This is a genomic window from Rahnella sp. EDr1-12 (assembly GCF_049206505.1).
GTDB lineage: Bacteria > Pseudomonadota > Gammaproteobacteria > Enterobacterales > Enterobacteriaceae > Rahnella > Rahnella rivi.
Map to the genome: position 1 here is coordinate 56,748 of NZ_JBLZNY010000005.1, position 12,324 is coordinate 69,071.

Here is a 12,324-nt window from a genome sequence, read left to right on the forward strand (position 1 = left end):
ACTAACGGGCGGTCATTTATTCACTGATGCTTTTTTCAGTCGATGATAGAATCGCCCGCAATCCTTCGTTAAATTGCGGACAGCATGCTGTCCGCAAGTCTATTTTAAAGAGCATCATGAGCGAAATTATCTACGGTATTCATTCCGTTAAAGCTTTACTCGACAACGATCCGCAACGCTTTCTGGAAGTTTTCATTCTGAAAGGCCGCGATGATAAACGTCTGAAACCGCTGATCGACGAACTGGAAGCCAGCGGGATTGTTATTCAGGTCGCGAACCGTCAGTGGCTGGATGAAAAATCCGAGGGTGCCGTACACCAGGGGATTATCGCGCGCGTTCGTGAAGGCCGTCAGTATCAGGAAAACGACCTGCCAGCGCTGCTGGAAAGTCTCGAATCCCCGTTCCTGCTGGTCCTGGACGGCGTGACTGATCCGCATAACCTCGGTGCATGTCTGCGTACCGCAGATGCGGCAGGTGTTCACGCGGTGATCGTTCCCCGTGACCGTTCTGCCAAACTGAACGCGACCGCCAAAAAAGTCGCCAGCGGTGCGGCTGAAAACGTGCCGTTGATCAACGTGACCAACCTGGCGCGCACGCTTCGCGTTTTACAGGAGCACAATGTCTGGATCGTCGGTACCGCCGGTGAAGCCGATCACGACCTGTATCAGAGCAAAATGACCGGCCCGATGGCGCTGGTGATGGGTGCAGAAGGTGAAGGTATGCGTCGTCTGACCCGTGAACATTGCGATGAGTTGATCAGTATTCCGATGGCGGGCAGCGTGTCTTCACTGAACGTCTCTGTGGCGACCGGCGTTTGTCTGTTTGAAGCCGTGCGCCAGCGCGGTCTGAAGAAGAGCTGATTTCAGTTTCTTTAGCTGTGCCTTCAACGGGAGCCTTCGGGCTCCCGTTTGCATTCCTGTCTTTGTGATCTGCCCGCCTGTTAATTCCCCGATTTTTACCATACTGATGCCATGTCCTTTAAAAGGAGCAGGCGATGAACTGGGAAACACACCGGGTTTTCAATCAGCCCAAACCGTTGAGCAACAGCAATTTATTTTTGTCCGATACTCCGCTTCGTGAGTCTGTTATGCGGCATCAGGCCGGATGGGATGCCGATGTGTTGGCCTCTCTGGGGCAGCAGTTAGGTTCCGCGGAGTCGCTCGAGCTTGGCCGGCTGGCCAATGCCAATCCGCCCGATCTTCTGCGATATGACACCACCGGCGAGCGGATCGATGATGTGCGTTTTCATCCGGCGTGGCATTTACTGATGCAGGGGTTAATCGCTAACCGCGTACACAATCTGCCGTGGCAGGAAGATGCGCGAATCGGTTCGACGGTGTCGCGCGCTGCACGGTTTATTCTCCATGCGCAGGTTGAGGCCGGGACGCTGTGCCCGGTGACCATGACTTACGGCGCTGTCCCGCTGCTACAAGAATATTTACCCGCAGAATTTCGTGGCTGGATGAAACCGTTGTTATCCGACCGCTACGATCCGCATCTGCAATCCGGCGATCAGAAAAAAGGCGTGCTGATCGGCATGGGCATGACGGAAAAACAGGGCGGATCGGATGTGATCAGCAACACCACGCGGGCGAGCGCGCTGGAAGGACGGGGCAGCGGCAAACCCTATCATCTGGTCGGGCATAAATGGTTTTTCTCGGTGCCGCAAAGTGATGCGCATCTGGTGCTGGCGCAGGCCGATGGCGGGCTTTCCTGCTTTTTCCTGCCGCGCGTATTGCCGGACGGCGAGCGCAACGCCGTGCGGATTGAGCGCCTGAAAGACAAACTGGGCAATCGCTCCAACGCCAGCAGCGAAGTGGAGTTTCAGAATGCCACCGGCTGGCTGCTGGGCGAAGAGGGCGAAGGGGTCCGCCATATCCTGAAAATGGGCGGTCATACGCGCTTTGACTGCGCGCTGGGCAGCCACGCCATGATGCGGCGGGCGCTGTCGGTGGCGTTATACCATGCGTTTCAGCGTCAGGTTTTCGGCAAGCCGCTGATCGAACAACCGCTGATGCGCCAGACGCTGAGCCGCATGGCGCTGCAACTGGAAGGGCAAACCTTGTTACTGATGCATCTCGCCGCCGCTTCGGGTGAACAAAATCACTCCGCCGGACAACTGCTTTGCCGGTTGCTGACGCCCGCCGCAAAATTCGAGATCTGTCGTCAGGGCATGCCTTTTGTCGCCGGGGCGATGGAAGTGCTGGGTGGGATTGGGTATTGCGAAGACAGCGAGTTGCCGCGTTTATACCGTGAAATGCCCGTCAACAGCATCTGGGAGGGCTCGGGCAACATTATGTGCCTTGATGTATTACGTACGCTTCGCAAGCTGCCAGCCAGCGGAGAGATGCTGCAACAGCTGCTGCATCATGCGCGGGGACAAAACCGGGTATTTGATCGCGCCGCCCGTCAGTTTCTGCAACGCCTGCGCCAGCCGGAGGAAGCGCAGGGCCGGTGGCTGACCGGCCAGTTATGTCAGTTGCTGACGGCGACGCAGATGCTGGAATTTGCATCACCGCCAATGGCCGATGCTTGGTGCCGGATGGTGCTCGATCCGCGCGGCGAAACGTTGCTGCCGGAGCGGTTGTGTCAGTTGCTGATCAACCGGGCAATTGGCGCAGAGTAGGGCTGAAACCGGCGTCTCAACGGTAAAGCGTGGCCTGGGAATACCAGCGTCCGGGCACAATGGTTTCACTGTTAAACATGATGACGTAATAGCGTGCGCCCGCTTCATCGGCTTTGCGCTGAATTTCTGCTTCTGCATCCATCGGGCTGCCAATGACATCTGCGGTGATACTGCCGATTTTGGTCAGTGTGGACGTTTGAGCACGGGTGATTTCCTGCGCGTTGGCCGCTGGCGCAGGCGGAGGAACCGGCGTGGTTTTCATCAGGTTACTGCAACCGCTAAGCGCTGCCAGTAAAAGCAGGGCGGCAGGGATTCGGAGGGATTTCATCGTGATATCCGGTAAAAGGGCGATAGCGTAAGTGTAGCCCTTTCACCGGTCTGCTGGCGAGTTTGCGCGGCGTTTATTGCCGCGCCCTGCACGTCCTAACGTTCGGAAATCTTAAACACGCTGACCAGTTGAGAAAGATGGCGACCCTGTTCACTGAGCGCGGCGGCCGTTTGCTGTGAGTTTTCCACCAGCGTGGCGTTCTCCTGCGTCGCTTTGCCAATCTGCATGATGGCGATGTTCACCTGAGAAATCCCTGACGACTGTTCGTGCGAAGCGATATCAATATCGCTCATCAGCACTTTTACCTGACGGATCCCCTGCAGGATATGGTTCATGTTCGACTGCGTTTTGGCCGCACTCAGATGGCCTTCTTCCACTTTACTCAGGGAATCTGCCACCAGATTTTCAATCTCTTTCACCGCATTCGAACTGCGCTGTGCCAGTGCCCGGACTTCTGACGCCACCACGGCGAAGCCGCGCCCGTGCTCACCGGCACGCGCGGCTTCCACGGCAGCGTTCAGCGCCAGAATGTTGGTCTGGAAGGCGATACCCTCAATGACCGTGGTAATGGCCGCGATACGGGTAGAGGCGTGCCGGATAGCTTCCATACTTTCAACGGACTGATCTACCGCATCGGCGCCGACGGTGGCGGCTTTATCGGTCTGTTGCACCAGCCGGGTGGCCTGTGTGGCGTTATCCGCTGTGTTCTGAACCGTGGCGGTGATCTGCTCCATGCTGGCCGACGTTTCTTCCAGGCTGCTGGCCTGAGTGCCGATCTGCTGGTTTATCTGATCGCTGTCTGAGGAGAGCGCCTGCGTGTTGTGCATGATTTCAGATGACACCTGACGCACTTCGCCGACGATTTTCTCCAGTCCGTGTCCGATGCCGTCGATGGCGTGCATCAGCGCACCAATTTCGTCAACGCGCCGGGTTTGTGCCCGCGCACGCAGATCGCCGCTGGCATACTGCTGCGCGATGTGGACGACGTCGCTGAGTGGACGGCTGACCAGCTTACGCGTCAGCCAGATAAACAGTGCGGCAAAACAGGCCAGTGCCAGCAAGCTTATCATCAGGAAATGGTTACGCGTGCGGGTCACCTGTTCCATCAGGCTGTCTTTGTCCGTGCTGCCGACCACCACCCAATGCCAGGCGGGGACGTTGGCATAAACGATAAATTGCTGATGCTGACTGGTGGCGTCGGTGTATTCACGTTCACCGCGCGATTGCGACATCACCTGTTCCAGCACGCCCTCTGGCCATGCCGGGGTTTTTCCTTCCTCGGTGGCATGAACCAGATATTTCCCCAGATCATTGCCCGGCACGCTGTTAAGCACGAAGAAATAGCCCTGCTCGCCGATGCGTTTTGAGAGGATCTTCGCCCGCATGTCCGCGTATTCTGACGTGATATCCACGCCCACAAACAGAATGCCAATCACGCTGCCTTGCGCATCGCGTACCGGCTGATATTTAGTGATGTATTTTTTGCCGAACAGCGTCGCCAGCCCGCTGAAGGATTCGCCTGCCATGATTTTTGCATAAGCCGGGCTGGTGTTGTCGAGCAAGGTACCGATGGCGCGGGTGCCGTCCTGCTTTTTGAGGGACGTCGTCACGCGGATGAAATCATCGCCACGGCGGGCGAAAATGGTGGAAATCGCGCCGGTGCGCGCCAGAAAATCATCGGGGATTTTACTGTCCAGATTCAGCGGATTGCCGCCCGCTTTGATAACCGGTGCAGACTGGTCGCCGATCATCACCGGGTTGCCGGTATCCAGTTCAAAATTTTCCGGCAGGAAATGGCTGAACAGGCGCGTATAACTGTCTACTTCGGCGTTAAGACTGGCGTTGTACATTTCTATCATGTCCACCACGCCGGTCACCTGCTCGGAAATGGCGTTAACCGCCAGTTCATTTACCTGCCTGCCAGCGGAATGCGTCAGTGACAAGGTGAAAATAATAAATAAGAGGCCGACCAGCAGGGAGGCGAAACTTGCCAGTTTTGCCCCTATGCTCCATCGGCGAAATGAGCGTTTTGATGCCGTTTTCATGGGGTTTCCCGTTAGTTTTCGATAGCGCACTAACGGCGTAAAAACGGAAAGGATTAATGATCAAATGTAACCACTTATTTCAATAAAAATTGATCTGAATCAATGAAATAATTATGAATGTATGAATTTGAATTAAAGCTGGTGAGAAGAATATGGCCGATGTGAAGTAACCGGTTATAAATCATACGAAAAAGGTTGTAGTCGCCGGTTTTCAGACCCGTAGAATGTCGGTTCGCACTGAGGCCGACATTTTTTTCCATATGCGCAGGGGAAGTTACGATGGTTGAGATGTATGAAGAGAATATTGAAGGGATCCAGGTGATTCATGCTGTGCCTGCCGGACAGTATCAGCAGCAGCTTCCGACGATTTTTTTCTATCACGGCTTTTTATCCTCCAAAGAAATGTACTCGTATTTCGGCTATACGCTGGCGAAGGCGGGTTTTCGCGTCATTCTGCCGGATGCACTCATGCACGGTGCCCGTACAGAAAGTGACGAAGCCAAATGCGTGGCCCATTTCTGGCGTATTTTACAAAACAACGTCGAAGAGCTGGCGATGCTGAAGGAATTGTTTGTCGGACGCGGTCTGGCGGATCCGCAACGCCTGGGCGTCGGCGGGGTATCGATGGGCGGAATGACCACCATGGCCGCGCTGGTGAAATACCCGTGGGTGAAGGTTGCGGCAAACCTGATGGGATCGGGCTACTTTTCGCGTTTATCACACCATCTTTTCCCTGCATTTACCGCCGGTGACACAGCACAGCGCAACGTTTTTGAACGTGATGTTGCTCCGCTACTTAGCCTGGATATCACTGGTAAAACGGCATTATTCGCCGATAAACCGCTGTTTGTCTGGCACGGCGAGCAGGACGACGTGGTGCCGTTTGGCGAAAGCCTGCGGTTGCAACAGGAACTGGCTGCCGGCGAAGCGACCGCCAATCTGACCTTCATTTCTGAGTCTGAGGCGAAGCATAAAGTCACGGTGCACGCACTGTCAGAAGCCACCGCTTTCTTCGCTCAAAAGCTGTAGAGAAATTAATCTGCCTTTCTCCTTGAGTTTCACAGTGGCTGTACATATAATTGCGCGTCATTTTTTCGACCGCACACATAACACGTTCCTTGCTTCCATGGGCCGCGGTTGACCCTGACAGGAGGCTGAATAATCCGTAAGGAGCAATTCTATGCGTCATTACGAAATCGTATTTATGGTACACCCTGACCAAAGCGAACAGGTTCCGGGCATGATCGAGCGTTACAGTGCAGTAATCACTAACGCTGCTGGTCAGATTCACCGTCTGGAAGACTGGGGCCGCCGTCAACTGGCTTACCCGATCAACAAACTGCACAAAGCTCACTACGTTCTGCTGAACGTTGAAGCCCCGCAGGAAGCGATCGATGAGCTGGAAACAAACTTCCGCTTCAACGACGCCGTTATCCGTAGCATGGTTATGCGTACTAAACACGCGGTAACTGAAGCATCTCCAATGGTTAAAGCGAAAGACGAACGTCGTGATCGTCGTGAAGATTTCGCTGAAGCTAATGATGATGCTGAAGCTGGGGATTCTGAAGAGTAATTGCCGTGACGGCGAATCGTCTGGTGTTGTCCGGCACAGTGTGCAAGACCCCCATTCGTAAAGTCAGTCCTTCGGGCATTCCTCACTGCCAGTTCGTGCTAGAGCACCGCTCGCAGCAGCAGGAAGCCGGATTTAACCGACAAACATGGTGCAGAATGCCTGTGGTTGTCAGTGGACAAGCGTCACAAGCATTAACTCACAGTATAACGGTCGGCACGCAACTCACTGTTTCTGGATTCATTAGTTGCCATCAAGGGCGCAATGGACTGAACAAAGTGGTGTTACATGCCGAGCAGATTGAATTGATAGATTCTGGAGACTAGCCTAATGGCACGTTATTTCCGTCGTCGCAAGTTCTGCCGTTTCACCGCGGAAGGCGTTGTAGAGATTGATTACAAAGATATCGCTACGCTGAAAAACTACGTTACCGAAAGCGGTAAAATTGTCCCGAGCCGTATTACCGGTACTCGTGCAAAATACCAGCGCCAGCTCGCTCGTTGTATCAAGCGCGCTCGCTACCTTTCTTTGTTGCCATATACTGATCGTCATCAGTAATAGGCCACTGTCCATAAACGACTTTGAGAGGTTAAGGTAATGCAAGTTATTCTGCTTGATAAAGTAGCAAACCTGGGCAGCCTGGGTGATCAAGTTAACGTTAAAGCGGGCTATGCTCGTAACTTCCTGGTACCACAGGGCAAAGCTGTTCCTGCTACCAAGAAAAACGTTGAGTTCTTCGAAGCACGTCGTGCTGAACTGGAAGCCAAACTGGCTGACGTTCTGAACGCTGCTGAAGCTCGTGCAACTAAAATCAACGAACTGGGTTCAGTCACCATCGCGTCTAAATCAGGCGACGAAGGCAAACTGTTCGGCTCTATCGGTACTCGCGATATTGCTGATGCAGTGACTGCAGCTGGCGTTGAAGTTGCAAAAAGCGAAGTTCGTTTGCCGAATGGCGTTCTGCGTACCACTGGTGAACACGAAGTTGAGTTCCAGGTACACAGCGACGTATTCGCTAAACTGAATGTCGTTGTGGTTGCTGAAGCGTAATAACGCTGAAGTTAACCCTGAGACGCCGGCCTAGTGCCGGCGTTTTGCTTTTCTGCATCAGGGAATGCTGAGCCCACAAGCATTAAGAACGGGCGGAGTATTTCAGAGGCGAACCCTTTACTGGATTCACTCAGTTTTCGCGCTGAAAACTGCCATCTGACTGACGGGTAAACGTCACGGTGACGTTCTGTTCGGTCGTGACCTGCAATGCCTTCACCACACCCTGAGCATCACGCTGTATCTTCACTTCCTGTCCGGTTTTCAACGTACTCAGCGGTTTCTCCGCGCCCTCTACCCGCGCCATAGAAAACACATCGTTCACAGCCATATTGTTATCGCGGAACAGCTGCGCCAGCGTCTGGCCAGACTGCACCTGATAGCTACGCCATGTGCCGCCGTTGTCATTACTCTGCGGCTGCACAGGTTCCGGCTGCGCCATTTGCGTGGTACGGCCCTGATCGTTGCGCAAATCGGCCTGCATCGGGATGCTGGTCGGCTGTTGCGGTTGTGACGGCGCGTAAGTATTTTCCGGCGTATACGGCCACAGCAGTGCCAGAAGAATGACCAGCACAGCCAAAATAATGCCGCGACGATGTGGGTAAGGGAGTGGCGACATCCAGTGGAAGCCGTCGCTTATGTGCCAGATCCTGCTCAGCAACGTTTTGCCTCTGGTTGCAGCAGACGTTCCGGTTTCAGTTTCAGCAGAAGTGATTTCACTTTCGCTTTCGCTCTGCGGTGCTGTCGTATCTCGCATCGGCCTTTTCATAATGGCAATCCAGGATCTCAACATGGGTTGATAAATACGGATGGCTTTCCTTCTCCTGGGCGGGATTCTGCCCATGACGACCTCTCTTGTTAACTGTCGCATTTTCGACTGTCTGTTGCTGCCTAGTATAGCTGTTTAACTGCTTGATGCGGAAAGGGACAAAGCATAAATATCATCCAAACGATGCGCTAAATGGCGTCAAATGCGAAAAATTTATCGAAAAGTGGGATGAACTGCGCCCGCCGTCATGTTGGCTCACAGAGGATTTTACCCAAAAGCTTTGCGCTGCTATGCTGCGCCTTCGACATTTTTAAGAGCTAAGGAAAATTCATGACTACCCCTTCATTTGACAGCGTAGAAGCGCAGGCAAGTTACGGTATCGGCCTGCAGGTCGGTCAACAGTTGCAGGAATCAGGTTTGCAGGGCTTAGAGCCTGACGCACTGCTGGCAGGCTTACGCGACGCGCTGGAAGGGAATACGCCAGCCGTTCCTGTTGACGTGGTTCACCGCGCACTGCGTGAAGTCCATGAACGTGCTGATGCTGTTCGTCGTGAACGTCAGGAAGCACTGGCTGTTCAGGGGCAGGAATTCCTGGCTCAGAACGTACAGCGCGAAGGCGTGAGCAGCACCGAGTCCGGTCTGCAATTCTCTGTGATTACCCAGGGCGAGGGCGCTATTCCGGGCCGTCAGGATCGTGTACGCGTTCACTACACCGGTAAACTGATCGACGGCACTGTCTTCGACAGCTCCGTACAGCGTGGCGAACCGGCTGAATTCCCGGTTAACGGCGTAATCGCAGGCTGGATCGAAGCACTGACCCTGATGCCGGTGGGTTCTAAGTGGGAGTTGTACATCCCTCATAACCTGGCTTACGGCGAGCGTGGCGCAGGTGCGTCCATCCCGCCATACAGCGCGCTGATCTTCGAAGTTGAGCTGCTGGAAATTCTGTAATTCTCTGCAGATAACAGAAATGAAAAGGGCGCTGATGCGCCCTTTTTTACGTCCGGAATCCGGCTTATTCGCCACGCAGCGCGCGCGGAAACAGCAGGTTATTCTCCAGATGGATATGCTCCATCAGGTCGGTGATGAATTCGTTAATCCCGGCGTACAGCGCCCGCCACGTCACACAGGCGCCTTCCGGCGGCGTCACGTTATTGGTCAGACGTTTAATCTCTTCCAGAATGAGCCCCGCATCATCATGTTCACGTTCCATCACTGAAATCGGACCGGCAGCCTGACGGCCCATTCCGCCACGGATCATCGGGAACAGGATCTGCTCTTCTTTCATCATGTGGCTGGTCAGTTCTTCGAGGATCAGTTGCAGCTGAACCGCCAGACCGTGCGGACAAGGCGCTTTATCGCCATGGACCTTTTCCACTTTCTCTGCCATCAGCACCAGTTCAGGCAATTCCTGACGGTGACGATCGTGGTAGCGCGGAATAATGAAATCGATGATCTGCGCCAGCGGAGCGGTTTTCCAGTCGGTTGAAGTATCCGGCAGTTGGGCAATCTCTGCAATTTGCTGCTCGATAAGATCGATATCCAGATCTTTTTTAGTGACGGCGCGTAACAGCGTTTGCTTACCGCCACAGCAGAAATCGAGATCGTACTGACGGAACAGACGGGTAGCGCGTGGAATGGCAACAGCCAGAGCGCCAAGGGGTTGGTCGCGATAGTCCATGATGAAGCCTCGTTAAATGAAAGAATCTATAACATGTATTATAAATGCATGTTTAAAGCGAAGCTATAGCTCAAAGGAAGTACAGAAAGAAAAAACGCCCCGCAGGGCGTTTGAATGCGCGTTATTTTTGCAAATCGACCTGATAAATCTCAAAGCCAATAGCGTCTGTGCCTTTCGCGGTCAGCGGATACTGAGCATGAGACTTAATGAAAGCCGCAGCTTTGTCACCCGGCGAGGTTTCGAAGCGGATATCCAGCGGTTGCGGGGCCTTGAGCGTTGCCAGCTTCCAGTTGTTGTCCGCCGTCGGGGTGACCGCGCCAGCTTTTTTGGTTTCAGCACTGATGTAAGCGGCGACAACGGAACGGTTTTCATCCGGTGATGCGAAAGCAATGTGCTTATCGCCGGTACCCGCAAATTTCCCGCCGTAAGCCCGGTAGTTATTCGTCGCGACCAGGAAGGTGGCCTTCAGGTCGATCGGCTTGCCGTTGTAAGTCAGATTTTTGATGCGTTCTGCATCTTTGTTGACCAGCGTGCATTCACCGTCGAATTTCGCCTGCTGGCTGACATCAATCTGATAATTCACACCGTCGATGACGTCGAAATTATAGGTACGGAAACCGTCCCAGTTAATCAGCGACTGCGGTTTGGTGCTGTTCAGGTCAATCTGATTAAACTGCCCGGCGGAACATTCCAGCCAGTCTTTCACTTCCTGCCCGGTGACTTTCATCACTACCAGCGTGTTCGGATACAGATACAAATCTGCCGCGTTACGGAAAGTCAGCTCGCCTTTTTCCACTTCGACGAAGCTGGCCGGATCGTTTTTACGTCCGCCGACTTTAAACGGCGCTGCTGCCGATAGCACCGGCAGATCGGCTAAATCCGGGTCGCCCTGAATGAAGTGTTCGGTATAGGCTTTTTGCGCATTATTGACGATCTGCACCGTCGGGTCGTCCTGCACCAGCGCCAGATAGCTGTACATGTTGTCGGTAGATTTACCGATCGGCTTGCTGACAAATTCACGCGTGGCGTCATGAGAAGGGGCGAGCACTTTCACCAGATCCTGATCTTCCGCCGCCAGTGATTTTTTCTGTTCTTTATCGTAAATCGGCCGCGCCTCGGCTTTGGCGGTTTCGACTTTCCAGTTGCCGCCGTCGTTACTGAGCACCATATCGACAACGCCCAGATGGTCGCCCCACATGCCCGGCATCACGGCAGGCACGCCGTTCAGCGTACCTTGTTTGATATCTGCCCCTTTGATGCTGGCGAATTCCTCACTCGGGAAAACAGCATGCGCATGGCCGAACATGATGGCGTCGATGCCTTTTACCTGGCTCAGGTAATAGACCGAGTTTTCCGCCATCGTTTTGTAGGGATCGCCCGACAGGCCGGAGTGCGGGATGGCGACAATAATGTCGGCACCCTGTTTACGCATTTCCGGGATCCACTTTTTGGCGGTTTCGGTGATATCTGCCACGGTCACTTTGCCCTGCAGATTGGCTTTATCCCAAACCATGATCTGCGGTGGCACAAAACCGATGTAACCAATGCGCAGATTATGGGTTTTGCCGTCGCGGTCTTTAACTGCGTTATCGGTGATCAGGAACGGCGTGAACAGCGGTTTCCCGGTTTTATCGTCGATGACGTTAGCATTCACGTAAGGGAATTTCGCGCCAGCCAGCGCTTTTTTCAGATAATCAAGACCGTAGTTAAACTCATGATTGCCGAGGTTACCGACCGCATAATTCAGCGTGTTCATGGCCAGATACACCGGATGCACATCGCCTTCTTTCAGGCCTTTTGCCGCCATGTAATCGCCCAGCGGACTGCCCTGAATGATGTCGCCGTTGTCGACTAACACGGAGTTGGTGACTTCGTTTCGCGCCGCGTGGATCAGGCTGGCAGTACGTACCAGTCCAAACTTCTCGGTCGGTTTATCTTTGTAGTAGTCGAAGTCCATCATGTTGCTGTGCAGATCCGTGGTTTCCATGATGCGCAGATCCACCTGTGACGCCTGAACGGATGCCGCCGTCAGTGTCGCCAGCAGGGATAACGTCAGATGACGCGTATTCATTGCCTTGCCTCCAGAGAAAAAGATGATGCCCGGAATAAAAAACCGGATATGTATCTCAAAATTTGCTGAGAATGTAATCAGTTGTCATAAATAAATGTGAGATGTAACAACTTTATGAATCCTTAGCATGACGGGATGGCTATTCAGGACAAAAAAAACTAGGCTTGAGAAATGAGAATCAAAGCAC

The 12,324-nt window shown here is 53.7% G+C and carries 13 protein-coding genes; 8 read left to right on the forward strand and 5 right to left on the reverse strand.

Annotation, left to right across the window (positions count from 1 at the left end; translation table 11 throughout):
* Positions 1 to 116 precede the first annotated feature (116 nt).
* Positions 117 to 860, forward strand: coding sequence for a 23S rRNA (guanosine(2251)-2'-O)-methyltransferase RlmB (gene rlmB, locus ACO0U8_RS18705; protein ID WP_056782476.1), 744 nt, complete (start codon positions 117 to 119; stop codon positions 858 to 860).
* 134 nt (positions 861 to 994) lie between these two features.
* Positions 995 to 2,626 (forward strand): isovaleryl-CoA dehydrogenase, encoded by a 1,632-nt coding sequence (locus ACO0U8_RS18710; RefSeq protein ID WP_421671410.1) that lies wholly within the window; start codon positions 995 to 997, stop codon positions 2,624 to 2,626.
* Positions 2,627 to 2,642: 16 nt separating this feature from the next.
* Here ACO0U8_RS18710 and bsmA read toward each other — a convergent pair whose 3' ends face one another.
* Together bsmA and ACO0U8_RS18720 are read right to left on the reverse strand one after the other, a co-directional pair.
* Complete coding sequence (gene bsmA / locus ACO0U8_RS18715; RefSeq protein ID WP_056782474.1) at positions 2,643 to 2,954, reverse strand: biofilm peroxide resistance protein BsmA; 312 nt, start codon at positions 2,952 to 2,954, stop codon at positions 2,643 to 2,645.
* Between the two features lie 95 nt (positions 2,955 to 3,049).
* A complete protein-coding gene (locus tag ACO0U8_RS18720; protein WP_421671411.1) occupies positions 3,050 to 4,999 on the reverse strand; it encodes a methyl-accepting chemotaxis protein in 1,950 nt (649 codons plus the stop codon).
* Between the two features lie 279 nt (positions 5,000 to 5,278).
* Between ACO0U8_RS18720 and yjfP the strand changes: the two genes are divergently transcribed.
* The 5 genes from yjfP (at position 5,279) to rplI (ending at position 7,619) form a co-directional block, all read left to right on the forward strand.
* On the forward strand, positions 5,279 to 6,028 hold the full coding sequence (gene yjfP, locus ACO0U8_RS18725; RefSeq protein ID WP_421671412.1) for an esterase: 750 nt from the start codon (positions 5,279 to 5,281) through the stop codon (positions 6,026 to 6,028).
* A 151-nt stretch (positions 6,029 to 6,179) separates the two neighbouring features.
* On the forward strand, positions 6,180 to 6,572 hold the full coding sequence (gene rpsF / locus ACO0U8_RS18730) for a 30S ribosomal protein S6 (RefSeq protein ID WP_013573776.1): 393 nt from the start codon (positions 6,180 to 6,182) through the stop codon (positions 6,570 to 6,572).
* Positions 6,573 to 6,577: 5 nt separating this feature from the next.
* Positions 6,578 to 6,895 (forward strand): primosomal replication protein N, encoded by a 318-nt coding sequence (priB, locus tag ACO0U8_RS18735; protein ID WP_072158217.1) that lies wholly within the window; start codon positions 6,578 to 6,580, stop codon positions 6,893 to 6,895.
* A gap of 4 nt (positions 6,896 to 6,899) precedes the next feature.
* The gene (rpsR, locus tag ACO0U8_RS18740; protein WP_004392491.1) at positions 6,900 to 7,127 is read left to right on the forward strand and encodes a 30S ribosomal protein S18; all 228 of its coding nucleotides are present in this window, start codon (positions 6,900 to 6,902) and stop codon (positions 7,125 to 7,127) included.
* Positions 7,128 to 7,166: 39 nt separating this feature from the next.
* Positions 7,167 to 7,619 (forward strand): 50S ribosomal protein L9, encoded by a 453-nt coding sequence (rplI, locus tag ACO0U8_RS18745; RefSeq protein WP_013573778.1) that lies wholly within the window; start codon positions 7,167 to 7,169, stop codon positions 7,617 to 7,619.
* Between the two features lie 130 nt (positions 7,620 to 7,749).
* Here rplI and ACO0U8_RS18750 read toward each other — a convergent pair whose 3' ends face one another.
* Positions 7,750 to 8,460 (reverse strand): LysM-like peptidoglycan-binding domain-containing protein, encoded by a 711-nt coding sequence (locus tag ACO0U8_RS18750; RefSeq protein ID WP_056782470.1) that lies wholly within the window; start codon positions 8,458 to 8,460, stop codon positions 7,750 to 7,752.
* A gap of 255 nt (positions 8,461 to 8,715) precedes the next feature.
* On the opposite strand from ACO0U8_RS18750, the gene fklB reads away from it, so the two are divergent.
* Positions 8,716 to 9,336, forward strand: a complete 621-nt coding sequence (gene fklB, locus ACO0U8_RS18755; protein WP_056782469.1) for an FKBP-type peptidyl-prolyl cis-trans isomerase — start codon at positions 8,716 to 8,718, stop codon at positions 9,334 to 9,336.
* 64 nt (positions 9,337 to 9,400) lie between these two features.
* Here fklB and ytfE read toward each other — a convergent pair whose 3' ends face one another.
* Both ytfE and ACO0U8_RS18765 read right to left on the reverse strand, forming a co-directional pair.
* Positions 9,401 to 10,066 carry an iron-sulfur cluster repair protein YtfE gene (gene ytfE, locus ACO0U8_RS18760; RefSeq protein ID WP_056782468.1) on the reverse strand — a complete coding sequence of 222 codons (666 nt, stop codon included), beginning with the start codon at positions 10,064 to 10,066 and terminating at the stop codon, positions 9,401 to 9,403.
* Between the two features lie 121 nt (positions 10,067 to 10,187).
* Complete coding sequence (locus ACO0U8_RS18765) at positions 10,188 to 12,137, reverse strand: bifunctional 2',3'-cyclic-nucleotide 2'-phosphodiesterase/3'-nucleotidase (protein WP_421671413.1); 1,950 nt, start codon at positions 12,135 to 12,137, stop codon at positions 10,188 to 10,190.
* Between the last annotated feature and the right edge of the window lie 187 nt (positions 12,138 to 12,324).